The sequence below is a fragment of the Pseudomonas sp. B33.4 genome, from assembly GCF_034555375.1.
Lineage (GTDB): Bacteria > Pseudomonadota > Gammaproteobacteria > Pseudomonadales > Pseudomonadaceae > Aquipseudomonas.
In genome coordinates, this window is the sequence record NZ_CP140706.1 from 2,042,513 (window position 1) to 2,068,855 (window position 26,343).

A 26,343-nucleotide genomic window follows, 5' to 3' on the forward strand; every position below is an offset into this window, starting at 1 on the left:
GGACTGACGCTATCGCGAGCAGGCTCACTCCTACAGGAGGCGCGGTGATCAGAGGACCGAAGCGGTCTGCGCCAGTTTCGGCTGCTTGTACAGATCCAGCAGCACCTGATCCAGCACCGACGACGCTCCGAACGGCGCCTTGTCGTTGAGGATCGCCACCACTGCCCAGGTGTTGCCATTCACATCACGGCTGAAACCGGCAATTGCGCGCACGGTGTTCAGCGTGCCGGTCTTGACGTGGGCTTCACCGCGCATCGCCGTGGTCTTCAGGCGTTTACGCATGGTGCCGTCAGTGCCGGCGATCGGCAGCGAGCTGATGTATTCCGCGGCATACGGGCTGTGCCAGGCGGCCTGCAACATGCCGGCCATCTCACGGGCGCTGACACGTTCGGCACGGGACAGGCCGGAGCCGTTCTCCATCACCAGATGTGGCGCGGTGATGCCTTTTCTGGCCAGCCACTGGCGTACGACGCGTTGCGCAGCCTTGGCGTCGTCACCGTCGGCATCATTACGGAATTTCTGCCCCAGGCTCAGGAACAGCTGCTGGGCCATGGTGTTGTTACTGTACTTGTTGATGTCGCGGATGATCTCCGCCAAGTCAGGCGAATAGGCGCGCGCCAGCAGTTTGGCATTGCCTGGCGTCGAGGCCAGACGATCCTTGCCCTGAATGCTGCCGCCCAGTTCTTTCCAGATCGCGCGTACGGCGCCAGCGGTGTAGGTCGCGTGGTCGAGCAGCGACAGGTACGTCTGCGAGCTGCAACCTTCGCCCAACTGGCCGGCAACGGTCACGTTGACGCTGCCATCGGCCTGCGCCACCGGGTTGTAGCGCACGCCACCGGTGCATTGCTTGGAGGGCAGGGCTTTGACGGTGTTTTCGATGTGGATGCTGGCAATCGGCGGTTCTACCGAGATCAGCACGCGACCGCCGTCATTGCGCGCAACGAAGCGCAGGGCCTTGAGGTTGACCAGCAGCGAGTCCGGTTTGACCAGGAACGGTTTGTTCTCGTCATTGCCGTCATCGTTGAATTCCGGCAGCACCGGTTGCACGAAGAAATTGCGATCAAGCACCAGATCACCGGTGATCTGCGTCACGCCGTTGGCGCGCAGGTCGCGCATCAGCAGCCAGAGCTTCTCCATGTTCAGCTTCGGATCGCCGCCCCCCTTGAGGTAGAGGTTGCCGTTGAGGATGCCGCCGCTCAGGTCGCCGTCAGTGTAGAACTCGGTTTTCCACTGGTGGTTGGGGCCGAGCATTTCCAGCGCCGCGTAGGTGGTGACCAGTTTCATGGTCGAGGCCGGGTTGACCGACACGTCGGCGTTGAACACGGTCGGCGTGCCCGGGCCGTCGAGCGGCACCATCACCAGCGACAAGGCGCTGGGCTGCAATTTGCTCGCTTTCAGGGCTTTTTCGACATTCGGGGTAAGTGAAGTATTGATGGTGGCAGCGGAAACAGGCAGGGCCAGAGGCAGAAGAAGGCCGGCGAGAAACAGTGGACGCAACGATTTGATCATATGAAATAAAACCCTACAGCCGAGGGGAAAAAGACGAGGACATGGATGAAAAGGTCCTCAGTGGTCACGAAAGTGTCGGCATTATGCCCCAACCTGTAACAGGTTGTGCCTTGTCCGGGCAGGCCAATACGTTATTTTTTTACAGGCGGTCAGTCGCTGTGTCCAGAGAGTCGGGCAATCGATTGCTTAAACTGGTAAAGTGCCGGCCGTTATTACTTAAGAGGATTGTTCCAATGGCGACTAACCGTTCCCAGCGTCTGCGCAAAAAACTGTGCGTTGATGAATTTCAAGAGCTGGGTTTCGAACTGAACCTGGACTTCAAAGAAGACTTGTCCGAAGAAGCCATTGACGCTTTCCTCGAAGCCTTCATCAAAGAAGCCATGGAAGCCAATGGTCTGGGTTATGTTGGCGGCGACGACTTCGGTCTGGTATGCCTGCAGAAACGTGGCTCGGTCAACGAAGAGCAGCGTGCTGCCGTTGAAGCCTGGCTGAAAACCCGCTCCGAGCTGACCAAGTATGAAGTCAGCCCGTTGCTGGACGTGTGGTATCCGGAAAAGCCGATCAACGCGGCCAAGTGATACTGAAAAAAACGGCGACCTGAGGGTCGCCGTTTTTTTTCGTCTGGTGGTTGGGTGTTTGGGTGTTCGGTTTGGGATTTGTGGTGAGTCTGCCCCTCACCCCAGCCCTCTCCCGGAGGAGAGGGAGCCGATTTGCGAGCTATTCAATACCTGAGTTCGACTCGGTATCCCACGTCGGCGTATTTCTTCCAAGCACCTCGGTCAGTCCCCTCTCCCCCGGGGAGAGGGTTAGGGTGAGGGGCTTTTGACCTTAAGCTTTACGCCAATTCAAGATCACCAGCGTCAAAACACCCGCAACAATCCCCCAGAACGCCGAACCAATGGAAAACAACGTCAACCCCGACGCCGTGACCATAAAGGTAATCAACGCCGCCTCACGTTCCTTCACCTCGGACATGGCAATGCTCAAGCCATTGATGATCGAGCCAAACAGCGCCAGCGCGGCAATCGATAGCACCAGTTCCTTCGGCAACGCGGCAAACAATGCCGCCAACGTGGCGCCGAACACCCCGGCAATCCCGTAGAAAATCCCGCACCAGACCGCAGCGGTGTAGCGCTTGTTGCGATCTTCATGGGCGTGCGGCCCGGTGCAGATCGCCGCGCTGATGGCCGCGAGGTTGATGCCGTGGGAGCCGAACGGCGCCAGCAACAGCGAAGCGATGCCGGTGGTGGTGATCAGCGGCGAGGCCGGGACGTTGTAGCCGTCGGCGCGTAACACGGCGATGCCGGGCATGTTCTGCGAGGTCATCGCCACCACAAACAATGGAATGCCGATGCTGATGGTCGCCGCCAGCGAGAAGTGCGGCGTGGTCCACACCGGTGTTGCCACTTCCAGATGAAAACCGCTGAAATCCAGCAACCCCATGAAGCCCGACAGTGCCGTGCCGATCAGCAGCGCGGCGAGCACCGCATAACGCGGCGACAGGCGTTTGATCAGCAGATAAGTGAAGAACATCCCCAACACCAGCCCGGTGCGATGTTGCGCGGCGACGAAAATTTCACTGCCGATCTTGAACAAAATCCCGGCCAGCAACGCCGCCGCCAGTGACGCCGGGATCTTTTTCACCAGCCGTTCGAAGCTGCCGGTCAGCCCGCAGATCGTCACCAGCACGGCGCAAGTGATGTAGGCGCCGATGGCCTCGCCATAACTGACGCCGCCCAGACTGGTGATCAGCAAGGCCGCGCCGGGTGTTGACCAGGCGATAGTGATCGGCGTGCGATAACGCAACGACAAGCCGATCGAGCACACCGCCATGCCGATCGAAATCGCCCAGATCCACGAAGAAATCTGCCCGCTGGTCAGGCCTGCCGCTTGCCCGGCCTGGAACATCAGCACCAGCGAGCTGGTGTAACCGGTCATCATTGCGATGAACCCGGCGACGATGGCTGAAGGCGAAGTGTCGGCCAGTGGGCGGAGTCGGGTGTGGGTGGCGTCGTTCATGACAACGGTGTTCCTTATACCAATGAAGATGTCCGCCACAACAAAGAACCCATGTGGGAGCGAGCCTGCTCGCGAAAGCGGTGTGTCAGTCAACATTCATATTGAATGTGAAATGGCTTTCGCGAGCAGGCTCGCTCCCACAGGGGATCACAGTCATTCGGCGGATTCTGCGATCAAGCCTAAACTCAAACGTAACGGATCGTTGCAATACAGCCGAAGTCACAAACAGCCGTACAGTCGTGTTGCCACCTTTCATTGTGTACAATCGCGCTGTTTTTTACGCGATACTTGCCAGCGACCTACTGTGCCGTATTACAGTCACGGTCTATTCGCCGCAGTTCTCCCGACTCGAGTGCCCATGAACGAACAGTTGCAACCCCTCAAGAAACAACCGCGAGCAGGCAAAGCCGGCCGCAGCGGAACCCAGGACGATATTGTCTACGCGCATATCTTCGAGGCCATCCTCGAACAGCGTCTGGCGCCCGGCACAAAATTGAGCGAAGAAGCGCTGGGGGAAATCTTTGGGGTCAGTCGCACCATCATTCGCCGCGCGCTGTCGCGTCTGGCCCATGAAGGCGTCGTGCTGTTGCGGCCGAACCGTGGCGCCGTGGTCGCCAGCCCGAGTGTTGAAGAAGCCCGTCAGGTGTTTCTCGCCCGTCGTCTGGTCGAACGCGCGATCACTGAGCTGGCGGTGCAACACGCCACCGCCGAGCAGATCGCCGAATTGCGGCAGATGGTCAATGACGAACGCGACAGCTTCTCCCGTGGTGATCGTGGCGCCGGTATTCGTCTGTCGGGCGAATTCCACCTGAAACTGGCGGAAGCGGCGATGAACGCACCGTTGATCAGCTTCCAGCGCAGCCTCGTGTCGCAAACGTCGCTGATCATTGCCCAGTATGAAAGCGGCAACCGCTCGCACTGCTCGTACGATGAACATACCCAGTTGATCGACGCGATCGAGAAGCGTGACGGTGAATTGGCGGTGAATCTGATGATGCACCACATGGATCACATCGACAGCAAGCTCAACCTCGACGAGGAAGGCGCGTCGGATGATCTGCATGCGGTGTTCTCGCATTTGCTGCAGACCAAGAAGCCTGGGCGCCCGAGCGCCAAGCTCTAAGTAAGACCGAGTCGCCCCAATCGCTGGCAAGCCAGCTCCCACAGGTTTCTCGGCGTATCGCAGATTTGGTAAACCCCACAAATCCCTGTGGGAGCTGGCTTGCCAGCGATAGCAATCTGACAGGCAATAAAAATCCCCCGGACTGAAAAGTGCCGGGGGATTTTTTTGCCTTGGGAAAAACTCAGCGCTGATGCACCAAAGCACCCGCCGCATACGTCTGCTGCACCGTGCGGTCATCTCCCAGTGTCATCAACACAAACAATGTCTCGGCAATGTTGTTGGCCTGCTTCAAACGATAGCTCAGCAGCGGCGTAGCGTTGTAATCGAGCACCAGGAAGTCGGCGTCGGAACCCGGTTGCAGGTTACCGATCTTGTCTTCCAGACGCAGCGCCCGCGCGCCACCCAGCGTCGCCAGGTACAGCGACTTGAATGGGCTCAGTCGCGCACCTTGCAGTTGCATCACCTTGTACGCTTCGTTCAGCGTCTGCAGCAGCGAGAAACTGGTGCCGCCGCCGACGTCAGTGCCCAGACCGACATTCAGCTTGTGCTTCTCGGCCATCGGCAGGTTGAACAGCCCGCTGCCGAGGAACAGGTTCGAGGTCGGGCAGAACGAGATCGCCGAGCCGGTTTCTGCCAGGCGCGCGCATTCGTCGTCGCACAGGTGCACGCCGTGAGCGAATACCGAGCGCTCGCCGAGCAGTTGGTAGTGATCGTAAACGTCGAGGTAGCCCTTGCGCTCCGGGAACAGCTCCTTGACCCACTCGATTTCCTTGAGGTTCTCGCTGATGTGGGTCTGCATGTACAGATCCGGGTATTCGGTCAGCAGTTGCCCGGCGAGGGTCAGTTGTTCCGGAGTGCTGGTCGGCGCGAAGCGCGGGGTCACTGCGTAGTGCAAACGGCCCTTGCCGTGCCAGCGCTCGATCAGCGCCTTGCTTTCGACGTAGCTGGATTCGGCGGTATCGGTCAGATAGTCCGGTGCGTTGCGGTCCATCATCACCTTGCCGGCGATCATCCGCAGGTCGAGCTGCTCGGCCTTTTCGAAGAACGAGTTCACCGACTGCGGGTGCACGCTGCCGAACACCAGCGCGGTGGTGGTGCCGTTACGTAGCAATTCCTTGATGAAGATGTCCGCGACCTCGTCGGCGTGGGCCTTGTCGCCGAACTGGCTTTCGCACGGAAAGGTATAGGTGTTGAGCCAGTCGAGCAGTTGTTCACCGTAGGCACCGACCATGCCGGTTTGCGGCAGGTGGATGTGGGTGTCGATGAAGCCCGGGGTGATCAGCGCGTCTTGGTAATGCTCGATTTCGATGTCCGCCGGCAGCGTCGGCAGCAAATCACTGGCGTGGCCGAGGGCGCTGATCTTGCCGCCATCGACCACCAGCAGGCCATCCTCGAAATACTCGTAGGAGGCTTCGATGCCGACTTCGGCGGGGTCGGCGATGCTGTGCAGGATGGCGGCGCGGTAGGCTTTGCGAGTCAGAGGCATGAGGGTTCTCTAATCAGTTTGAGGCTTTGAGTTTGGTCGCCTGACTGCGCCGCGAAACCGGCAGCAGTTTGGCAATCGGTTCGGCGCTGGCGGTCTGCTGGCCGAAGTTGGCGTTATAGGTGGCGATGATTTCGCCGGCGATGGAGATGGCAATTTCCACAGGCAGTTTGCCTTTGACTTCGCCGATGCCCATCGGGCAGCGCATGCGTTGCACGACGCCGCTGTCGAAGCCGCGATCACGCAAACGGTGTTCGAACTTGGCGCGTTTTGTCTTTGAACCAATCAGGCCGAAGTACGCGAAGTCGTTGCGCTTGAGAATCGCGGCAGTGAGTTCAAGGTCGAGCTGATGGTTGTGGGTCATGACGATGCAGTAACTGCCGGCGGGCAGCTCATCGATTTCATCCACGGGCTCTTCGGCGACGATTTTACGCACGCCGTGGGGCATCTGTTCGGGGAATTCGGCCTCGCGCGAATCGATCCAGCGCACCCGGCAGGGCAGGCTGGCGAGCAGCGGCACCAAAGCTCGGCCGACGTGACCGGCACCGAACACGGCGATTTGCGCCTGCACCTGGCCCATCGGTTCGAACAGCAATACGGTGGCGCCACCGCAGCACTGGCCCAGGCTGGCGCCGAGGCTGAAGCGCTCCAGATGGGTGTCCTGCTTGCCGCTGGCGAGCATCTCGCGGGCGATCTGCATGGCTTTGTATTCCAGATGCCCGCCACCGATGGTGTCGAAACTCTGCTTGGCGCTGATGACCATTTTCGAGCCGGCGTTGCGTGGCGTCGAGCCGAGTTCTTCGATGATCGTCACCAGAACGCAGGGTTCGCCCTGGTTCTGCAGGTCGGCGAGGGCGTCGATCCAGTTGTACATAGTTCACCCCTACAACATCGTTGTCTGTTCGGGCCTCATCGCGAGCAGGCTCACTCCTACATTTGGAATGCGTTCTCCTGTAGGAGTGAGCCTGCTCGCGATGGCCGCGCCTCGGTCCTAGAGCGGAGCCAACTCGGTTTCAGCTGCAACCGCTTTCACGGTCTTGAGCTGACGCATCTGCTCACAGCCCCACAACACCCGCTCCGGCGTCGCCGGCGCATCGATCTGCGGCTGATGCTTGTAGTCACCCAGGCTCGCCACCGCATCCTTGATTGCACACCACGACGCAATCCCGAGCATGAACGGCGGCTCACCGACAGCCTTGGAATGGAACACCGTGTCTTCCGGGTTCTTGCGGTTTTCCACCAGCTTGACCCGCAGGTCGAGCGGCATGTCCGCCACGGCCGGGATCTTGTAGCTCGCCGGGCCGTTGGTCATCAGCTTGCCTTTGTTGTTCCAGACCAGCTCTTCCATGGTCAGCCAGCCCATGCCCTGAATGAAACCACCCTCGACCTGACCGATGTCGATGGACGGGTTCAGCGAGGCGCCGACGTCGTGAAGGATGTCGGTGCGCAGCATTTTGTATTCGCCGGTCATGGTGTCGACGATCACTTCGCAGCACGCCGCGCCGAAGGCGAAGTAGTAGAACGGACGGCCACGCGCCTGGCTGCGGTCGTAGTAGATTTTCGGGGTCTTGTAGAAGCCGGTGCTCGACAGCGACACCTGATTGAAATACGCCTGCTGGATCAGCGCTTCGAAGGTCAGGATATGGTCGCGAACACGCACGTGACCGTTGTGGAATTCGACGTCTTCTTCAGTGACTTTGAAGTGACGCGCAGCGAATTCGACCAGACGTTTCTTGATGATTTCCGCCGCGTTCTGCGCCGCTTTACCGTTCAGGTCAGCACCGCTGGACGCTGCGGTCGGCGAGGTGTTTGGCACCTTGTCGGTGTTGGTTGCGGTGATCTGCACGCGGTCCATTTCAACTTGGAACACTTCAGCCACAACCTGCGCGACTTTGGTGTTCAGGCCCTGTCCCATTTCCGTGCCGCCATGGTTCAGGTGGATGCTGCCGTCGGTGTAGATGTGGATCAGCGCGCCGGCCTGGTTCAAGAAGCTCGCGGTGAAGGAAATGCCGAATTTCACCGGGGTCAGCGCCAGACCTTTTTTCAGGATCGGGCTGTTGGCGTTGTAGCGACGAATCGCTTCACGGCGTTCGTGATACTGGCTGCTTTCTTCCAGTTCAGCGGTCATTTCCTCGAGCATGTTGTGCTCGACAGTCTGGTAGTAGTGGGTGACGTTGCGTTCGGTCTTGCCGTAATAGTTGGCCTTGCGCACAGCAAGAGGATCGAGTTGCAGGTGACGGGCAATCGCGTCCATCACTTCTTCGATCGCGACCATGCCTTGCGGGCCACCGAAACCCCGGTAAGCGGTGTTCGACGCGGTGTTGGTCTTGCAGCGGTGACCATTGATGGTCGCATCGCCCAGGTAGTACGAGTTGTCCGAGTGGAACATCGCCCGGTCAACGATCGACGCGGACAGGTCCGGCGAGCAGCCGCAGTTGCCGGCCAGATCCATGTTGATCCCGTGCAGGCGCCCGGTGCTGTCGAAGCCGACGTCGTACTCGACGTAGAACGGGTGACGCTTGCCGGTCATCAGCATGTCTTCGACGCGCGGCAGGCGCATCTTGGTCGGCTGGCCGGTGAGGTGCGCGACTACCGCGCACAAGCACGCCGGGCTCGCGGCTTGAGTTTCCTTGCCGCCGAAACCACCGCCCATGCGGCGCATGTCGACGACGATTTTGTTCATCGACACGTCGAGCACTTCGGCGACCAGTTTCTGCACTTCGGTCGGGTTCTGCGTCGAGCAGTAGACGATCATGCCGCCGTCTTCAGTCGGCATCACCGAGGAGATTTGTGTCTCCAGATAGAAGTGTTCCTGACCGCCAATGTGCAGCGTGCCTTGAATGCGGTGTTCAGCGGTCGCCAGTGCAGAGACTGAATCGCCGCGCTGATGGGTGTGGCTGTCGAGCACGAAGTGGCGTTTGCGCAGGGCTTCGACCACGTCCAGCACCGGCTCAAGGTCTTCATATTCGATGATCGCGGCCATGGCGGCTTTGCGCGCGGTTTCCAGATCTTTCGCCGCGACGGCGAGCACCGGTTGACCGACGAATTGTACGTCATCGATGGCCAGCAGCGGATCGCCCGGCATCAACGGGCCGATGTCTTTCAGGCCCGGCACGTCTTCGTGGGTGATGGCGATGCGCACGCCTTCGAAGGCGTAGCACGGCGAAGTGTCGATGCTGATGATTTTCGCGTGGGCGCGGTCCGACATGCGTGCATACAGGTGCAACTGGTTGGGAAATTCCAGACGATCATCGATGTACTGCGCTTCACCGGACACGTGCTTGGCGGCGCTGTCGTGTTTGACGCTGCGGCCGACGCCGGAGGTCAAGTCCTGGGCGAACAATTCAGCCAGTTCAGCTTGAGTTTTCTCTACGCCGTGATGGTTAGACATAAGCGGTCACCCGAGTCTCGATGTGCGGTGTTTGCAGTTCGATGAAGTATTTGCGCAGCAGGTTTTGCGCGCTGAGCAGGCGATATTCCTTGCTGGCGCGGAAGTCCGAGAGCGGCGTGAAGTCTTCGGCGAGTGCGGCGCAAGCGCGTTCGACCACGGTGTTGTTGAACGGCGCACCGATCAGCGCAGCCTCGCAGTGGGCGGCGCGTTTCGGGATCGCGGCCATGCCGCCAAACGCCATGCGCGCATCGGTGATCACACCGTTTTCCACTCGCAGATTGAAGGCGGCGCAGACGGCGGAGATGTCGTCGTCCAGACGCTTGGAGACTTTGTAGGCGCGGAACAACTGCTCGGCGCTGGCACGCGGGACGATGATCTTCTCGATGAACTCACTTTCCTGACGGGCAGTGACTTTGTAATCGATGAAGTAATCGTCGAGGTTCAGGGTGCGGCGGGTTTCGCCTTTGCACAGCACAACCTGTGCGCCGAGGGCGATCAGCAGCGGTGGCGAGTCACCGATCGGCGAGGCGTTGCCGATGTTGCCGCCGAGGGTGCCCTGGTTGCGGATTTGCAGCGAGGCGAAGCGGTGCAGCAGTTCGCCGAAGTCCGGGTACTCGGCGTTCAACGCTTCGTAGCAGTCGGAGAGGGCAGTGGCGGCACCGATTTCGATGCGATCATCGAAGGTTTCGATGCGCTTCATTTCCGCAACGTTACCGACGTAGATCATCACCGGCAGGGTGCGGTGGAACTGGGTGACTTCCAGTGCCAGGTCAGTACCGCCAGCGAGAAGCCGTGCTTGTGGATAAGCGTCATAAAGATCGGCCAGATCAGCGACGGTCAGCGGTACCAGACAGCGCTTGTCGCCGCTGTTCAGTTCGCCGATATCGGTCGGGGCGATGGCTTTGAGGCGCGCGATGGTGTCCGCTTCGCGGGCATCGAACTGATCCGGTTGCTTGCCGCAGCAGGATTGCTCGGCAGCCGCCAGAATAGGGCGGTAGCCGGTGCATCGGCAGAGGTTGCCGGCCAGCGCTTCGTGGGCCTTGGCCTGATCCGGTGCATCGCTGTTCTTTTGCAGGGCGAACAGCGACATGACGAAACCGGGGGTGCAGAAACCGCACTGCGAGCCATGGCACTCGACCATGGCTTTCTGCACGCTGTGCAGTTCGCCTTGGTGTTTGAGGTCTTCGACGCTGATCAGTTGTTTGCCGTGCAGCGACGAGACAAAGGTCAGGCACGAATTGAGGCTGCGATAGCGAATGTGTTCGCGGCCGGCGTCATCCGTTTGCAACTCGCCGACCACCACGGTGCAGGCGCCGCAGTCACCGCTGGCGCAACCTTCTTTGGTGCCGGACTTGCCCACGTGTTCACGCAGGTAATTGAGCACAGTCAGATTCGGGTCCAGGGCGTGCTCGCTACGGAGTTCCTGGTTAAGTAAAAACTGGATCACGGAAGGCCTCGCAGACTCATTATTGTTGTTAACCGACTTGAGCCGAATTTAGCAGGTCTGACTTTTCGGTCAATGGTTTTCTGACTTAAAGGTCAGGAAAAAGCATTTCGTCGATCAACAACGTGTCTATTCAGTATTGACCCTCAATGGATCTCCTGCTTTTTTGCGGGAATCGTGCCAAAAACCGCTGAGTGGGCACTCCGCCATGACCGTGCATTTGCGCTACACTGCGCCGCTTGTGCAGATCGATAGAGTTTGAAGGACAACCATGACGTTCAAGGCGCCGGACAGCCTCGCCGAGCAAATTGCTCACCACCTCGCCGAACGCATCATTCGTGGCGAAATGAAGCCGGGAGAGCGCATCCAGGAACAGAAGGTCACGCTGGCACTGAATGTCAGCCGCGGCTCGGTCCGCGAAGCCCTGCTGATCCTCGAACGCCGTCACCTGATCGCGATCCTGCCGCGTCGTGGCGCGCACGTCACCGAGCTGACGCCGCACAAGGTGCAGAGCCTGTGCACGCTGATGAGCGAGCTGTACATCCTGCTCGGCAATTCGGTGGCCAATGGCTGGCAAGTGCAGTCGGACATGGCGCCGTTCGTGCAGATCCAGCAACGCCTGACCGCCAGCTTCGAGCGTCAGGACATCCGCAGCTTTGTCGATGACAGCTTCGCGGTGATGCGCGCCGCTTATCCGTTCGCCAACAATCCGTACCTGCAAGAAACCGTCGAGAACCTGCAGCCGGCCATGAGCCGCGCCTACTTTCTCGCCCTCGAACAGCGCAAGGCTTCAATGAGCGAGTTCCTCGAACTGTTCGAACGCCTGCTGGCCGCCGTGCTCGCCCGTGATTTGCCGCAGATCCGCATCGTGCTGACGGCTTACGCCCAGCGCAGCTGCGATCTGGTGGTCTCCGCCCTGACGGTTGCCTAAGCGTGCGGCTCAAGTGCATCAAACTGGCGGGGTTCAAATCCTTCGTCGACCCGACCACGGTGAACTTCCCCAGTAACATGGCGGCGGTCGTCGGGCCGAATGGTTGCGGCAAGTCGAACATCATCGACGCCGTGCGCTGGGTGATGGGCGAAAGTTCGGCGAAGAACCTCCGTGGCGAGTCGATGACCGACGTCATCTTCAACGGTTCGACCAGCCGCAAACCGGTGAGTCAGGCCAGCATCGAGCTGGTCTTCGACAACTCCGACGGCACGCTGCTGGGCGAGTACGCGGCTTACGCCGAGATCTCGATTCGCCGCAAAGTGACCCGCGACAGCCAGACCACCTATTACCTCAACGGCACCAAATGCCGTCGTCGCGACATCACCGATATCTTCCTCGGCACCGGCCTCGGCCCGCGCAGCTATTCGATCATCGAGCAGGGGATGATCTCCAAGCTGATCGAATCCAAACCGGAAGACCTGCGTAACTTCATCGAAGAGGCAGCGGGCATTTCCAAGTACAAGGAGCGCCGCCGCGAGACCGAAAACCGTATCCGCCGCACCCATGAAAACCTTGCCCGTCTGACCGACCTGCGCGAAGAGCTGGAGCGGCAACTCGAACGGCTGCACCGCCAGGCCGAAGCGGCGAAGAAATATCAGGAATTCAAAGCCGAAGAGCGCCAGCTCAAGGCGCAACTGTCGGCCCTGCGCTGGCAGGATCTCAACGATCAGGTCGGCCAGCGCGAGTCGATCATCGGCACTCAGGAAATCAGCTTCGAAGCGCTGGTCGCCGAGCAGCGAAACGCTGACGCGGCCATCGAGCGCTTGCGCGACGGTCACCATGACCTGTCCGAACGCTTCAATCTGGTGCAGGGGCGCTTCTATTCGGTCGGCGGCGACATTGCCCGGGTCGAGCAGAGCATCCAGCACGGCCAGCAACGTTTGCGTCAATTGCAGGACGACTTGAAAGAAGCCGAACGCGCGCGCCTCGAAACCGAGTCGCATCTGGGCCACGACCGCACCTTGCTGCTGACCCTCGGTGAAGAGCTGGACATGCTCACCCCCGAGCAGGAAGTCACCAGCGCCGCCGCCGAAGAAGCCGCCGCTGCGCTGGAAGACTCCGAATCCGTCATGCACGGCTGGCAGGAACAGTGGGACGCCTTCAACCTGACCGCCGCCGAACCGCGCCGTCAGGCCGAAGTGCAGCAGTCGCGCATTCAGCAGCTGGAAACCAGCATGGAGCGCCTCGCTGACCGGCAGAAACGCCTCGGCGAAGAGCGCGCGTTGCTCTCGGCTGATCCGGAAGACGCGGCGATCATGGAGCTCAACGAGCAGCTCGCCGAGTCCGAAGCGACCCTCGAAGATTTGCAGACCAGCGAAGAAGCCCAAGTCGAAAAACTCGAACAACTGCGTCAGGAATTGCAGCAAGCGCTGACCGCGCAGCAACAGGCGCAGGGCGATTTGCAGCGCCTCAACGGTCGTCTCGCATCCCTCGAAGCCTTGCAGCAAGCCGCGCTCGATCCAGGCACCGGCACCGCCGAATGGCTGAAGGAACACAACCTCGCCGAGCGTCCGCGTCTGGCCGAAGGCCTGAAGGTCGAAGCCGGTTGGGAACTGGCGGTGGAAACCGTGCTCGGCGCCGATCTGCAAGCGGTGCTGGTTGACGATTTCAGCGGTTTCGATTTATCCGGTTTCACCCAAGGTGATCTGCGCCTGCTCAGCCCCGGCAATGATGGTGTGCGAGCGGCGGGCAGCTTGCTGGATAAAGTCGACGCGCAGATCGATCTGTCGCCGTGGCTCGGTCAGGTCAAACCGGTCGACAGCCTCGAGCAGGCGTTGTCCTTGCGTGGGCAATTGAGCGCCGGCGAGAGCCTGATCAGCCGCGACGGTTACTGGATCGGTCGGCACTTTTTGCGTGTGCGTCGGGCCAGCGAAGCGGAAAGCGGCATGCTCGCTCGTGGTCAGGAAATCGAAGCGCTGCACCTTGAGCGCGAAGAGAAAGAAGCCACGGTCGAGGCCATGGAAACCCGTCTGCAAACCTTGCGCGCGCAACAGCGTCAACAGGAAAACGGCCGCGAGCATTTGCGTCGTTTGCTGCAAGACGAAGCGCGTCAGCAGGGCGAATTGAAAGCACAGCTGTCCGCCGGCAAAGCCAAGGCCGAACAGCTGACCTTGCGCCGCAAACGCCTCGATGAAGAACTGGTCGAACTCGGCGAACAGCGCGAGCTTGAGCACGAACAAATCGGCGAAGCGCGCATGCAACTGCAGGACGCGCTGGATGCCATGGCGCTGGACACCGAGCAACGCGAGTTGCTGTTGGCCCAGCGCGACAGTTTGCGCGAACGCCTTGATCAGGTGCGTCAGGAAGCGCGGCAACACAAGGATCACGCCCATCAATTGGCCGTGCGTCTTGGCTCGTTGCGCGCGCAGCACGATTCCACGCGTCAGGCGCTGGAGCGTCTGGAAATGCAGGCCGAGCGTCTCACTGAGAAGCGCGAACAGTTGAGTCTCAATCTGGAGGAGGGCGAGGCACCGCTGGAAGAGCTGCGCCTGAAACTCGAAGAGCTGCTCGACAAGCGCATGACCGTCGACGAAGAACTGAAGACTGCGCAGATCGCCCTCGAAGACGCCGACCGCGAATTGCGCGATGCAGAAAAGCGCCGCAATCAGGCCGAGCAGCAATCGCAGCTGATTCGCGGTCAGCTCGAACAGCAGCGTATGGAATGGCAAGCGCTGACCGTGCGCCGCAAGGCCTTGCAGGATCAACTGCTCGAAGATGGCTACGATCTCAATGGCGTGCTCGCGACATTGACTGCGCAAGCCAGTGAACGCGAAGCCGAAGAAGAACTCGAACGCATCAACGCGCGGATTCAGCGCCTGGGCGCGATCAACCTCGCGGCCATCGACGAATACACGCAACAATCCGAGCGTAAACGTTATCTGGATGCCCAGGACGCCGATCTGGTCGAGGCACTGGAAACGCTTGAAAACGTAATCCGCAAGATCGACAAGGAAACCCGTAACCGTTTCAAAGATACCTTTGATCAGATCAACGGTGGTTTACAGGCACTTTTTCCAAAAGTTTTCGGTGGCGGGCGCGCGTATTTGGAACTGACGGGCGAAGATCTACTCGATACAGGGGTAACGATCATGGCGCAGCCGCCAGGGAAGAAGAACAGCACCATCCATTTGCTCTCCGGCGGGGAAAAAGCCCTGACCGCACTGGCACTGGTGTTTGCCATCTTCAAATTGAACCCGGCGCCGTTCTGCATGCTCGATGAGGTTGACGCGCCACTGGATGACGCTAACGTTGGACGCTACGCACGCTTGGTCAAAGAGATGTCGCAAACCGTGCAATTCATCTATATCACCCACAACAAGATCGCCATGGAAATGGCCGAGCAGTTGATGGGCGTAACGATGCATGAGCCGGGTTGTTCGCGACTGGTAGCCGTGGATGTCGAGGAGGCGATGGCGATGGTGGACGCCTAGCGGCGCAGCTTTGAGCGACAAGCTTTGAGCTACAAGCTAGAAGCTTACGGCTCGAAGCCTGAGCGAAGCGAGCCCACAATTTGCGCAGTGATTTCGACAGACGGTGTAAAGTTGTCTTTGGTCGTGCTAGTTTAATGTCAATTTTTCGTATACGTGGGCAAAACGCCTGTCAGAACATAGAGTTGGCGCCACGTTTTAAAGCGGTTTGCACAATGTAAACCCCTTATTTTTCAGCATTTTTTATAGAGGCACGGGATTACATGGAAATCGGTCTGCGCGAGTGGCTGATCGTCATCGGCATCATTGTGATAGCCGGTATTCTTTTCGATGGCTGGCGCCGTATGCGCGGCGGCAAGGGAAAACTGAAATTCCGCCTTGACCGAAGTCTGTCCAACCTGCCGGACGAGGACACCAGCGCTGAGCTGTTGGGCCCGGCCCGTGTACTGGATACGCATCAAGAGCCGCAACTGGATGAACACGATCTGCCGTCGGTGAGCATGCCGGCCCGTGAAGCACGCGAGCCTCGCGAATCCGGCTCGAAACGTGGCAAGCGTGGCGGCAATGGCCCGGCTCAGGGCGACCTGAACCTCGACCTGGATCTGGACGGTGGCCCGAGCTTCAGCAGCCGTGACGGCGATTTCGCCGAAGACACCAAGCCTTCGCCGGCGGTGGTCGACAAAGACCAGCCGCAAGCTGAAGAAGTCCTGGTGATCAGCGTGATCTGCCGCGACGCTGCCGGCTTCAAAGGCCCGGCACTGTTGCAGAACATTCTGGAAAGCGGTCTGCGTTTTGGCGAGATGGATATTTTCCACCGTCACGAAAGCATGGCCGGCAACGGTGAAGTGCTGTTCTCCATGGCCAATGCGGTCAAGCCGGGTATCTTCGATCTGGACGACATCGACCATTTCAGCACCCCGGCGGTGAGCTTCTTCCTCGGCCTGCCAGGCCCGCGTCATCCGAAGCAGGCCTTCGACGTGATGGTGGCGGCAGCACGCAAGCTGTCTCAGGAATTGAATGGCGAACTGAAAGATGACCAGCGCAGCGTTCTGACCGCGCAGACCATCGAGCACTACCGTCAGCGCATCGTTGAATTCGAACGTCGCGCCCTGACCCAGAAGCGCTAAGGCCAAGATCAAAAGATCGCAGCCTCGTTTCACTCGACAGCTCCTACAGGATTGCGATGTCTGTAGGAGCTGCCGAAGGCTGCGATCTTTTGCTTCTGCTGCCAGAGATAGATGAATTAGAGCAGCCTCGGCTGCTCTTTTGCTTTATGAGAGAACACCCATGACCGCCGCCAAAAACCGCATTCTCGAACTGCGCGCTGAACTCGATCAACACAACTACCGTTATCACGTTCTCGACGAGCCGAGCATTCCGGACGCTGAGTACGACCGGTTGTTCCACGAACTCAAGGCGCTGGAAGCGGCCAATCCGGAGCTGATCACCAGCGACTCGCCAACCCAGCGCGTCGGCAGCGTGGCGCTGACCGCGTTCACCCAGGTGCGTCACGAAGTGCCGATGCTCAGCCTCGGTAACGCCTTCGAAGAAACCGACATGCGCGAGTTCGATCGCCGCGTCACTGAAGGCCTGGATCTACCGGTCGGCGATCTGTTCGGCGGCAGTGCGGCGGTGGAATACAGCTGCGAGCCGAAACTCGATGGCCTGGCGGTCAGCCTGCTCTATCAGGACGGCGTGCTGGTGCGCGGCGCCACGCGTGGCGACGGCACCACTGGCGAAGACATCAGCGTCAACGTGCGCACCGTGCGCAATATTCCGCTGAAGCTGCACGGCGAAGGCTGGCCGGCGACGCTGGAGGTGCGCGGTGAAGTGTTCATGTCCAAGGCAGGTTTCGAACGCCTCAACGCCTCGCAACTGGAAGTTGGCGGCAAGACCTTCGCCAACCCGCGCAACGCTGCTGCCGGCAGCTTGCGCCAGCTCGATTCGAAGATCACCGCCAACCGTCCGCTGGAGTTCTGCTGCTACGGCATCGGTCAGGTTTCTCACGATATTTCCGACACCCACATCGGCAACCTCAAGCAGTTGCAGAAGTGGGGCATGCCGATCAGCCATGAATTGAAATTGGCTAAAGGCATCGATGAGTGTCTGGATTACTACCGCGATATTGGCGCGCGCCGTAACGCGCTGACGTATGAAATCGATGGCGTGGTGTTCAAGGTCAACAGCATTGCCGATCAGCGTGAACTGGGCTTCCGTGCTCGTGAGCCGCGTTGGGCGATCGCGCACAAATTCCCGGCGATGGAAGAACTCACCGAGTTGCTCGACGTGGAATTCCAGGTTGGCCGCACTGGCGCCGTGACGCCAGTGGCGCGTCTGAAACCGGTCAAGGTGGCAGGCGTCACCGTGGCCAACGCCACGCTGCACAACATGGACGAAGTCGCGCGTCTGGGCCTGATGATCGGCGACACCGTGATCATCCGCCGCGCCGGTGATGTGATTCCGCAAGTGGTGCAAGTGGTCATGGATCGCCGTCCGGAAAACGCGCGCGCGGTGCAGATTCCTGAGAGCTGCCCGGTGTGCGGCTCGCATGTCGAGCGCACGCAACTGATCAAGCGCAGCAAAGGCAAGGAAACCGTCAGCGAAGGCGCGGTGTATCGCTGCGTTGGGCGTCTGGCCTGCGGTGCGCAGTTGAAGCAGGCGATCATCCACTTCGTCTCGCGTCGTGCGATGGACATTGAAGGCCTGGGCGACAAGAGCGTCGAGCAATTGGTCGACGAAGGTCTGGTCAGCTCGCCGGCCGATCTGTATGCGCTGAAGTTTGACGACATCGTCGATCTGGAAGGTTTTGCCGAGGTGTCCAGCAACAAGCTGCTCGCGGCCATCGAAGACAGCAAGAAACCGGGGCTCGCGCGTTTTATCTATGCGCTGGGCATTCCCGATGTCGGCGAAGAGACCGCCAAGGTGCTGGCGCGCTCGCTCGGTTCGCTGGAGCGCGCGCAGCAGGCGTTGCCGCAAGTGCTGACCTACCTGCCGGACGTAGGGCTGGAAGTGGCGCACGAGATTCACAGCTTCTTTGAAGATGCGCATAACCAGCAGGTGATTACCGAGTTGCTCGGCCATGGTTTGCAGATTCAGGATCAGGGCGAGTTGGGCGCCGAGTTTGCCGCCAGCACCACGCTCGGTGGCTTCCTCGACAAGCTGCACATTCCTTCGGTCGGCCCCGGTGGCGCGCAGAAACTGGCGGACAAGTTTGGTTCGCTCGAAGCGGTGATGAATGCCGACTGGCTGGATATGCGTCAGGCGTTGCCGGAGAAGCAGGCGAATTCGGTTCGCGAATTTTTTGCGCTGCCTGAGCATCGACAGTTGGCTGAAGAGTCCGAGAAACAACTGCGCGATTTCGGCATGCACTGGCAGAGCGAAAAGAAAGTCGTCGAAGGTTTGCCGCTGTCCGGGGAGACCTGGGTGCTGACCGGCAAAGTTGAGTTGATGAGCCGTGATGTGGCCAAGGAGCATCTGGAAAGCCTCGGCGCCAAGGTCGCTGGTTCGGTGTCGGCGAAGACTCATTGCGTTGTGGCAGGCCCCGGTGCCGGTTCCAAATTGACCAAGGCCAATGAGCTGGGTGTGAAGGTGATGGACGAAGAAACTTTCATCGCGTTCCTAAAAACTCACGGCGTCGCCTTTTAAGATCAAAAGATCGCAGCCTGCGGCAGCTCCTACAGGGCTAGTGTTCCACCACGATAGCGCGGGTGTCCACTGAACTCCTGTAGGAGCTGCCGAAGGCTGCGATCTTTTGATTTATCCCAAGCAAAGCGCGGGAACGATGTTGTCACGGGAATGATCTAGTCTTGGCAAGCCCCAGGGAGAGATCGCCATGCACCGTTTTTTCGAGCAGCTCAGTTCCCGCATCATCGCGCCGTTCATGGGCGAATCCTCACGCAACAGCAAAGTCTGGCCGTGCCGCTGCGGCCAGTCGCTGTTCTTTCGCAACAGCCAGTGCCTGGCGTGCAATGCCTTGCTCGGTTATCAACCCGAGGAAAGTCGCCTGACCTCGCTGCAACCGGGGCCATACGCGGGCACCTGGACGCTCGACGCCGATCCCGACTCGGGATTGTTCCGCCGCTGCGCCAACCTCGACACAGCCGCCGCGTGCAACTGGCTGCTGCCGGCCAACGATCACGACAGCCTGTGCATCGCTTGCAGCCTCAACCGGACCATCCCCGACCTGTCTGATCCGGACAACCCTGAGCGCTGGCGCAAAGTCGAAATCGCCAAGCGCCGTCTCGTCGCGCAACTGATCACCCTCGGCCTGCAAGTCGTCCCGAAAACCGTCGATGATGACAGCGGGCTGGCTTTCGATTTCATCGGCGTCGACCTCGAAGGCAACGCGCCGATGACCGGCCACGCCAACGGCCTGATCACCCTCGACATCAAAGAAGCCGACGATGCTCACCGTGAGCAGGTGAGGGCGGCGATGCACGAACCCTATCGCACGTTGCTTGGGCATTTCCGTCATGAGGTCGGCCATTATTACTGGGATCGCCTGATCGCCAACGGCCCGTGGCTCGATTCATTCCGTAGCCTGTTCGGCGACGAACGCGCCAGTTACGCCGAGGCGCTCGATCGCCACTACCAACAAGGCGCACCGCTCGATTGGCCGCAGCACTACGTCAGCGCCTACGCAACCATGCACCCGTGGGAAGACTGGGCGGAAACCTGGGCGCATTACCTGCACATGATGGATGCCGTGGACACAGCGCTGGGATTTGGCATGAGCGCTCGGGAAATGGATTTTGATTACCAGCCGTTTCCCACCAGCACGCTGTACGACCCGGAGCATCCCGGCGGCGCGGCGTTTCTGTCGTTCGTCAACGCGTGGATCGAGTTGGCGGGCATGCTCAATGAGTTGTCACGGAGCATGGGCCAGCCGGATTTCTACCCGTTCGTGCTGCCGGCGGCGGCGATTGCCAAGCTGCACTTCATTCATCTGGTGATCCAGCAAGCGGGCGGCAGGGCGGACGAGGTGCTGGCCCTGTAGGCGCTGCCGCAGGCTGCGATCTTTATGTCTTTGACCTTGTTCATATTTTTAATCTGAAACCAACGGTTGTAACTTCGTCTCAGATAGGTACAATGGCGCGGCTCGCCGACAGGCAAGCGTCGTTATGGTGACCCCATCGGTCCCCCCGCAACGATTACCCGTGAACCTGGTCAGAGCCGGAAGGCAGCAGCCACAGCGGGAACATTGTGTGCCGGGGTGTGGCTGGTGGGGTTACCACCTTAACGAACAATCGAACGCTTCAACCAGAACTGCATGGGTTTCGCCCACTGCGGTTTTTTTGTGCCTGCGATTTACCAAACCGAGACAAATCCCACTGCTGATGAGGATCCTGTGGGAGCTGGCTTGCCAGCGATAGCGGTGGGTCCGGTTCATCTATTTCACTGAAAATCCGCAATCGCTGGCAAGCCAGCTCCCACAAGGTTATGGGGTGTTGTCGGAGTGGCCGGTGTAGAGCCGGATAATCTCATCAATCTCCCCCGACATTTTCATCCGCAACAACGTGCGCAAAATCCGCTGCACTGGCACCTTTGGGTCATTCCGCACATAGCAGCCGACTTTCTGCTCCTGCAACACCGCTACCCCTTGCAGTTGTTGCTCCGGCATCAAGCGCTGGTTAAACCAGTCCAGCGTCCACTGATTGCTCACCGCATAGCGATAACGCCCGGCCAGCAGTTTCTCCAGCACCTGCTCCTGATTTCGCGCGTCCTCGCGTTGCAGCCGATCAGCGTCGAACAGCGGTTGCAGGGTGGGGTAGGTGTAGCCGAGGACGGTGCCGATGGATTGGCGGGGCAGAAGCGCGGGGTCGGCGCTGGCGGGTTGATCCTGGCGGCTGATCAACAGATCACGCTGAAACAACAGCGGCAGACTCCAGATGTAATCCCCCGACTGATTCGGCAGCCACGACTGTGCGGCATAGCAGCGCACGTCGATCTCGCCGTGCTCCATCGCCGTCTGCACACGGGCGCGGGGCAGGACGTGAAACTCGGCCGGTACGCCGACCTGCGTGGCCAGGCTGAGCATCAGGTCGTAGAGAATGCCTTGGGTCGGGCGACCGCGTTCGAATTGCACCATCGGCATCGCCCAGCTGTCGGGCATGGCGAAGCGCAACGGGGTTTCCGCTGCCGTCACGTTCAGGCTTATTCCCAGCAACGTCCCCACGGCCCACCGCATAAACGCTCCGGTAATTCCCGATCCCGAGCCGATAAAAGCCTCTGCTCATGCAGCTTAGCCATATTAGACGAGGACACCGGATGCAATTTTGCCCCTGCTCCGCTAGCATTAGCCGCTTCTGCTTCCTTCGCTGCGACGGTTTTCGATGAGTTATCAGGTTCTTGCACGTAAATGGCGTCCGCGCTCGTTCCGCGAAATGGTCGGCCAGACCCATGTGCTCAAAGCTCTGATCAATGCCTTGGACAGCCAGCGGCTGCACCACGCGTACCTGTTCACCGGTACGCGCGGAGTGGGTAAAACCACGATTGCGCGGATTATTGCCAAATGCCTGAACTGTGAGACAGGTATCACTTCCAGCCCGTGCGGCGAGTGCTCGGTGTGCCGTGAAATTGATGAGGGGCGCTTCGTCGACCTGATCGAGATCGACGCCGCGAGCCGCACTAAGGTCGAAGACACCCGCGAATTGCTCGACAACGTGCAGTACGCCCCGAGCCGTGGGCGCTTCAAGGTCTACCTGATCGACGAAGTGCACATGCTTTCCAGCCATTCCTTCAATGCGCTGCTGAAAACCCTCGAAGAGCCGCCTCCTTACGTCAAGTTCATCCTGGCGACGACTGACCCGCAGAAACTTCCGGCAACGATTTTGTCGCGCTGCCTGCAGTTCTCGCTGAAGAACATGACGCCCGAGCGTGTGGTCGAGCATTTGACCCACGTCCTCACTGCCGAAAACGTGCCATTCGAAGACGATGCACTGTGGCTGCTCGGTCGCGCCGCTGACGGTTCGATGCGTGACGCCATGAGCCTGACCGATCAGGCGATTGCCTTCGGTGAAGGCAAGGTTCTGGCTACCGACGTGCGGGCGATGCTCGGCACGCTGGATCACGGTCAGGTCTACGACGTCCTGCATTCGTTGATCGAAGGCGACGCGAAGGCGTTGCTCGAAGCCGTGCGTCATCTGGCCGAGCAGGGCCCGGACTGGAACGGCGTGCTCTCGGAAATTCTCAACGTGCTGCACCGCGTGGCCATCGCTCAGGCGTTGCCGGAAGGCGTCGACAACGGCCATGGCGACCGCGATCGCGTGTTGGCGCTGGCTCAGGCTTTGCCCGCTGAAGACGTGCAGTTTTATTACCAGATGGGCCTGATCGGCCGCCGCGATTTGCCGCTGGCGCCGGACCCGCGTGGTGGCTTCGAGATGGTCCTGCTGCGGATGCTCGCCTTCCGGCCGGCAGATACGGCGGACGCCCCGAGGCAACCGCTAAAGCCAGTGGGGATCAGCCAGGCCACAGTTGATTCCGCAAACTCCGTGGCTGCCGCGTCCAAGCCTGCGCCGGTAGTCGCTGCGGCTGCTGCGCCGGCTCCAGCTCCGGCAGCTGTAACCCCCGCACCGGCTCCTGAGCCTGTGCCGGTTGCTCCTGTTGCCGCACCAGAACCTGCGCCTGTCGTCGCCGAAGCCGTCGTCGATCTGCCGTGGAATGACCCGGTGGAGCCCGAGGCGGAGCCTGAGCCCGAACCCGCGCAGCAACCTGCCGTCGAGCCAGTGCTGGAAACCACCGCCGAGCAACCCGAGTTGCCGCCGATGCCGTTGCCGACCCCGGACAGCGTCGTCCCGGAAGCGCCTGAGTGGGCTGCCGCGCCGATCCCCGAGCCATCGGTCGCCGAGGTCGATGCCGCTACACCAGGCGTGGACATGGACGACGAGCCGCCGCTGGACGAGGACTACATCGAGCCGGACATGGATTCGGCGTACAGCTACCTCGACGAACTGGCCATCGAACACGCCGCCGAACCTGCCCCGGAACCCGAGCCAGAACCGGCTGCGGCACCGGCAACAGGTCTGGCGTTGCAATGGCTGGAGCTGTTCCCGAAACTGCCGATCTCCGGCATGACCGGCAGCATCGCCGCCAACTGCACGCTGATCGCGGTGGATGGCGACCATTGGCTGATGCACCTCGACCCGGCGCACAGCGCACTGTTCAACGCCACGCAGCAGCGGCGTCTGAACGATGCGTTGAACCAGTTCCACGGTCGCACGCTGGGCCTGACCATCGAACTGATCAAGCCCGAGCAGGAAACCCCGGCCCAGGCCGCGTCCCGCCGTCGTGCCAATCGTCAGCGCGAGGCGGAGGAGTCGATCCACGGCGATCCGTTCATCCAGCAGATGGTTCAGCAGTTCGGCGCGGTGGTGCGACACGATACTATTGAACCTGTCGAGGCCCTGGTCACTCAGGGCTAATAACTGAAGGCGCTCGGCTTTATTGGCCGGGCGCTGTTTTGATCCAAGTACTTTGAGGTGATTCCCATGATGAAAGGTGGCATGGCCGGCCTGATGAAGCAGGCGCAGCAGATGCAGGAAAAAATGGCCAAGATGCAGGAAGAACTGGCCAACGCCGAAGTCACCGGTAAGGCCGGCGGCGATATGGTCACCGTGGTGATGACCGGTCGTCACGACGTCAAGAGCGTGAGCATCGACCCAAGCCTGGTTGAAGGCATGAGCGAAGACGACAAAGAAATGCTGGAGGCGGTGATCGCTTCCGCCGTCAATGACGCTGTACGCAAGATCGAAAAGAACAGCCAGGACAAAATGGGCAACATGACCGCCGGCATGAACCTGCCAGCTGGTATGAAACTGCCATTCTGATTCGCCAATCGGCGGCAGATGAGCTACACAAAATGCCAGGCATTGCGCCTGGCATTTTTGTTTCTGCTTCATTAACACCGCACCCTGTAGGAGCTGTCGAGTGAAACGAGGCTGCGATCTTTTGATCCTGTTCTTTAAAACAAAAATCAAGATCAAAAGATCGCAGCGTGCCGCAGCTCCTACAGGTCGTGCAGTGAATAAACATCGAACGCGCAAAAGCCACAACGGTCTGCTCCCTATACCCGCTGAATTCATCATTCACAGGAGACGCTGACATGTCCGACCCTCTCACGCTCAACCAACGTTTCGTCCTCGCCTCGCGCCCCGTCGGCGCGCCGACCCCGGAAAACTTCCGCCTCGAACGCGAAGCGCTGCCGGATCTGCAGGATGGCGAGGTATTGTTGAAAACTCTCTACCTGTCCCTCGATCCCTACATGCGCGGACGCATGAGCGACGCCCCTTCCTACGCCGCCCCGGTACAAATCGGCGAAGTGATGACCGGTGGTGCTGTCAGCCGTGTCGAGGATTCGCGTCATCCGAAATTCCATAAAGGCGATCTGGTGGTCGGCGCCACCGGTTGGCAGAGCCACAGCATCAGCGACGGGCGCAACATCATTCCAATCCCGTCCGGGCTGCCGAGCCCGTCGATGGCCCTGGGTGTGCTGGGCATGCCGGGGATGACTGCCTACATGGGTTTGATGGATATCGGCCAGCCGAAATCTGGCGAGACGCTGGTGGTGGCAGCTGCGTCCGGTGCGGTGGGCTCGGTGGTCGGCCAAGTGGCGAAGATCAAAGGCCTGCGTACGGTCGGTGTGGCCGGCGGTGCCGAAAAGTGCAAATACGTGGTCGAGGAACTGGGCTTTGACGCTTGCATCGATCACAAGGCGCCCGATTTTGCTGAGCAATTGGCCAAGGCCTGCCCCGACGGCATCGACATCTATTACGAAAATGTCGGTGGTCATGTGTTCGACGCGGTAGTGCCGCTGCTTAACGCCAAGGCGCGAATCCCGCTGTGCGGGCTGATCGCCGGTTACAACGCTTCTGAAGCGCCGCAAGGCCCGGATCGCCTGCCGATGCTGCAGCGCACATTGCTGACCAAGCGCGTGCGTATTCAGGGCTTCATCGTGTTCGACGATTACGGTGATCGGCAGCCGGAATTCATCAGCCACATGGTGCCGTGGGTGCGCGACGGCAAGGTCAAGTTCCGCGAGGACGTGGTGGAAGGCCTGGAGCAGGCGCCCGAGGCGTTTATCGGACTGCTGGAGGGGCGCAACTTCGGCAAACTGGTGGTTAAGGTCGCAGCAGACTGAGAATTTGACGCTGGCCAGAGGCGCGGGTATAAACCGCGTCTCGTTGTTTTGTCGGACTTTTTACCCATGAGCTTCAGCCCTTTGATTCGCCAACTGATCGACGCGCTGCGCACCTTGCCGGGCGTGGGTCAGAAAACCGCCCAGCGCATGGCGTTGCAGTTGCTCGAGCGTGACCGCAGCGGCGGTTTGCGTCTGGCCCAGGCCCTCAGCCAGGCCATGGAAGGGGTCGGTCACTGTCGCCAGTGCCGCACGCTGACCGAAGACGACCTGTGCCCGCAATGCGCCGATACCCGCCGCGACGACACGTTGCTGTGCGTGGTCGAAGGGCCGATGGATGTGTATGCGGTGGAGCAAACCGGTTTCCGCGGGCGTTATTTTGTGCTCAAGGGGCATTTGTCGCCGCTCGATGGCTTGGGGCCGGAGGCGATCGGCATTCCGCAGTTGATGGCACGGATTGAGGAGGCGGGGACTTTTGCTGAAGTCATTCTTGCGACCAACCCGACCGTGGAAGGCGAGGCGACGGCGCATTACATCGCGCAATTGCTGAGCAACAAAGGCCTGATCGCTTCGCGGATCGCCCACGGCGTGCCGTTGGGTGGCGAGCTGGAGCTGGTCGATGGCGGCACACTGGCGCATTCGTTTGCCGGGCGTAAACCGATCGCTCTCTGAGTTTGCGGCGTCTGAACTGACGCCTTCGCGAGCAGGCTCGCTCCCACATTGGTTTTGTCGTTCACAAATCCCCTGTGGGAGCGAGCCTGCTCGCGAATGGCGCACCTCGGTCAATCTGATTCACACAATTGAGTTGAAAACCAAGCAAGCG

18 protein-coding genes and 1 other RNA gene are annotated in these 26,343 nt (G+C 60.1%); 12 read left to right on the forward strand and 7 right to left on the reverse strand.

Going from position 1 to position 26,343, the window contains the following annotated elements; all coding sequences use genetic code 11:
- Positions 1-48: 48 nt before the first annotated feature.
- Positions 49-1,509, reverse strand: a complete 1,461-nt coding sequence (gene dacB / locus U6037_RS09130; RefSeq protein ID WP_322846491.1) for a D-alanyl-D-alanine carboxypeptidase/D-alanyl-D-alanine-endopeptidase — start codon at positions 1,507-1,509, stop codon at positions 49-51.
- A gap of 233 nt (positions 1,510-1,742) precedes the next feature.
- Here dacB and U6037_RS09135 point away from each other — a divergent pair, with 233 nt between their 5' ends.
- Complete coding sequence (locus U6037_RS09135; protein WP_007916365.1) at positions 1,743-2,087, forward strand: YggL family protein; 345 nt, start codon at positions 1,743-1,745, stop codon at positions 2,085-2,087.
- 250 nt (positions 2,088-2,337) lie between these two features.
- Here the strand turns inward: U6037_RS09135 and U6037_RS09140 are convergent, their stop codons facing one another.
- Complete coding sequence (locus tag U6037_RS09140; protein WP_322846492.1) at positions 2,338-3,528, reverse strand: benzoate/H(+) symporter BenE family transporter; 1,191 nt, start codon at positions 3,526-3,528, stop codon at positions 2,338-2,340.
- Positions 3,529-3,886: 358 nt separating this feature from the next.
- Between U6037_RS09140 and U6037_RS09145 the strand changes: the two genes are divergently transcribed.
- Positions 3,887-4,651: a GntR family transcriptional regulator gene (locus tag U6037_RS09145; RefSeq protein ID WP_038365431.1), complete on the forward strand. Its 765-nt coding sequence runs from the start codon at positions 3,887-3,889 to the stop codon at positions 4,649-4,651.
- 181 nt (positions 4,652-4,832) lie between these two features.
- On the opposite strand, the gene guaD is transcribed toward U6037_RS09145, so the two are convergent.
- The 4 genes from guaD to xdhA all read right to left on the reverse strand — a co-directional run bounded on the left by guaD (position 4,833) and on the right by xdhA (position 10,972).
- Positions 4,833-6,137: a guanine deaminase gene (gene guaD / locus U6037_RS09150; protein WP_322846493.1), complete on the reverse strand. Its 1,305-nt coding sequence runs from the start codon at positions 6,135-6,137 to the stop codon at positions 4,833-4,835.
- Positions 6,138-6,150: 13 nt separating this feature from the next.
- Entirely contained in the window at positions 6,151-7,008 is an 858-nt protein-coding gene (xdhC, locus tag U6037_RS09155; protein ID WP_322846494.1) for a xanthine dehydrogenase accessory protein XdhC, read from the reverse strand.
- Between the two features lie 117 nt (positions 7,009-7,125).
- Positions 7,126-9,525 carry a xanthine dehydrogenase molybdopterin binding subunit gene (gene xdhB, locus U6037_RS09160; protein ID WP_322846495.1) on the reverse strand — a complete coding sequence of 800 codons (2,400 nt, stop codon included), beginning with the start codon at positions 9,523-9,525 and terminating at the stop codon, positions 7,126-7,128.
- Positions 9,518-10,972: a xanthine dehydrogenase small subunit gene (xdhA, locus tag U6037_RS09165; RefSeq protein ID WP_322846496.1), complete on the reverse strand. Its 1,455-nt coding sequence runs from the start codon at positions 10,970-10,972 to the stop codon at positions 9,518-9,520. The genes xdhB and xdhA overlap by 8 nt, the downstream gene beginning before the upstream one ends.
- A 268-nt stretch (positions 10,973-11,240) precedes the next feature.
- Here xdhA and U6037_RS09170 point away from each other — a divergent pair, with 268 nt between their 5' ends.
- The 6 genes from U6037_RS09170 (at position 11,241) to ffs (ending at position 20,615) form a co-directional block, all read left to right on the forward strand.
- Complete coding sequence (locus U6037_RS09170) at positions 11,241-11,900, forward strand: GntR family transcriptional regulator (protein WP_322846497.1); 660 nt, start codon at positions 11,241-11,243, stop codon at positions 11,898-11,900.
- A 2-nt stretch (positions 11,901-11,902) separates the two neighbouring features.
- Positions 11,903-15,391 carry a chromosome segregation protein SMC gene (gene smc, locus U6037_RS09175; protein WP_322846498.1) on the forward strand — a complete coding sequence of 1,163 codons (3,489 nt, stop codon included), beginning with the start codon at positions 11,903-11,905 and terminating at the stop codon, positions 15,389-15,391.
- A gap of 260 nt (positions 15,392-15,651) precedes the next feature.
- A complete protein-coding gene (zipA, locus tag U6037_RS09180; protein WP_242209521.1) occupies positions 15,652-16,515 on the forward strand; it encodes a cell division protein ZipA in 864 nt (287 codons plus the stop codon).
- Between the two features lie 160 nt (positions 16,516-16,675).
- A complete protein-coding gene (gene ligA, locus U6037_RS09185) occupies positions 16,676-19,033 on the forward strand; it encodes an NAD-dependent DNA ligase LigA (RefSeq protein ID WP_322846499.1) in 2,358 nt (785 codons plus the stop codon).
- 187 nt (positions 19,034-19,220) lie between these two features.
- On the forward strand, positions 19,221-20,384 hold the full coding sequence (locus tag U6037_RS09190) for a zinc-binding metallopeptidase family protein (protein ID WP_322846500.1): 1,164 nt from the start codon (positions 19,221-19,223) through the stop codon (positions 20,382-20,384).
- A gap of 134 nt (positions 20,385-20,518) precedes the next feature.
- Positions 20,519-20,615, forward strand: an RNA gene (ffs, locus tag U6037_RS09195) — signal recognition particle sRNA small type.
- Positions 20,616-20,825: 210 nt separating this feature from the next.
- Here ffs and U6037_RS09200 read toward each other — a convergent pair.
- The gene (locus tag U6037_RS09200) at positions 20,826-21,575 is read right to left on the reverse strand and encodes a transporter substrate-binding domain-containing protein (RefSeq protein ID WP_322846501.1); all 750 of its coding nucleotides are present in this window, start codon (positions 21,573-21,575) and stop codon (positions 20,826-20,828) included.
- A gap of 145 nt (positions 21,576-21,720) precedes the next feature.
- Between U6037_RS09200 and dnaX the strand changes: the two genes are divergently transcribed.
- The 4 genes from dnaX to recR all read left to right on the forward strand — a co-directional run bounded on the left by dnaX (position 21,721) and on the right by recR (position 26,192).
- On the forward strand, positions 21,721-23,808 hold the full coding sequence (gene dnaX / locus U6037_RS09205) for a DNA polymerase III subunit gamma/tau (protein ID WP_322846502.1): 2,088 nt from the start codon (positions 21,721-21,723) through the stop codon (positions 23,806-23,808).
- Between the two features lie 66 nt (positions 23,809-23,874).
- Complete coding sequence (locus U6037_RS09210) at positions 23,875-24,213, forward strand: YbaB/EbfC family nucleoid-associated protein (RefSeq protein ID WP_016984747.1); 339 nt, start codon at positions 23,875-23,877, stop codon at positions 24,211-24,213.
- Between the two features lie 275 nt (positions 24,214-24,488).
- Entirely contained in the window at positions 24,489-25,523 is a 1,035-nt protein-coding gene (locus U6037_RS09215) for an NADP-dependent oxidoreductase (protein ID WP_322846503.1), read from the forward strand.
- A gap of 66 nt (positions 25,524-25,589) precedes the next feature.
- On the forward strand, positions 25,590-26,192 hold the full coding sequence (gene recR / locus U6037_RS09220) for a recombination mediator RecR (protein ID WP_322846504.1): 603 nt from the start codon (positions 25,590-25,592) through the stop codon (positions 26,190-26,192).
- Positions 26,193-26,343 lie beyond the last annotated feature (151 nt).

Bases quoted from the DNA above. Each gene is read 5' to 3' on its own strand.
- dacB (WP_322846491.1), bottom strand. From the start codon at position 1,509: ATGATCAAATCGTTGCGTCCACTGTTTCTCGCCGGCCTTCTTCTGCCT.
- U6037_RS09135 (WP_007916365.1), top strand. From the start codon at position 1,743: ATGGCGACTAACCGTTCCCAGCGTCTGCGCAAAAAACTGTGCGTTGAT.
- U6037_RS09140 (WP_322846492.1), bottom strand. From the start codon at position 3,528: ATGAACGACGCCACCCACACCCGACTCCGCCCACTGGCCGACACTTCG.
- U6037_RS09145 (WP_038365431.1), top strand. From the start codon at position 3,887: ATGAACGAACAGTTGCAACCCCTCAAGAAACAACCGCGAGCAGGCAAA.
- guaD (WP_322846493.1), bottom strand. From the start codon at position 6,137: ATGCCTCTGACTCGCAAAGCCTACCGCGCCGCCATCCTGCACAGCATC.
- xdhC (WP_322846494.1), bottom strand. From the start codon at position 7,008: ATGTACAACTGGATCGACGCCCTCGCCGACCTGCAGAACCAGGGCGAA.
- xdhB (WP_322846495.1), bottom strand. From the start codon at position 9,525: ATGTCTAACCATCACGGCGTAGAGAAAACTCAAGCTGAACTGGCTGAA.
- U6037_RS09170 (WP_322846497.1), top strand. From the start codon at position 11,241: ATGACGTTCAAGGCGCCGGACAGCCTCGCCGAGCAAATTGCTCACCAC.
- zipA (WP_242209521.1), top strand. From the start codon at position 15,652: ATGGAAATCGGTCTGCGCGAGTGGCTGATCGTCATCGGCATCATTGTG.
- ligA (WP_322846499.1), top strand. From the start codon at position 16,676: ATGACCGCCGCCAAAAACCGCATTCTCGAACTGCGCGCTGAACTCGAT.
- U6037_RS09190 (WP_322846500.1), top strand. From the start codon at position 19,221: ATGCACCGTTTTTTCGAGCAGCTCAGTTCCCGCATCATCGCGCCGTTC.
- U6037_RS09200 (WP_322846501.1), bottom strand. From the start codon at position 21,575: ATGCGGTGGGCCGTGGGGACGTTGCTGGGAATAAGCCTGAACGTGACG.
- dnaX (WP_322846502.1), top strand. From the start codon at position 21,721: ATGAGTTATCAGGTTCTTGCACGTAAATGGCGTCCGCGCTCGTTCCGC.
- U6037_RS09210 (WP_016984747.1), top strand. From the start codon at position 23,875: ATGATGAAAGGTGGCATGGCCGGCCTGATGAAGCAGGCGCAGCAGATG.
- U6037_RS09215 (WP_322846503.1), top strand. From the start codon at position 24,489: ATGTCCGACCCTCTCACGCTCAACCAACGTTTCGTCCTCGCCTCGCGC.
- recR (WP_322846504.1), top strand. From the start codon at position 25,590: ATGAGCTTCAGCCCTTTGATTCGCCAACTGATCGACGCGCTGCGCACC.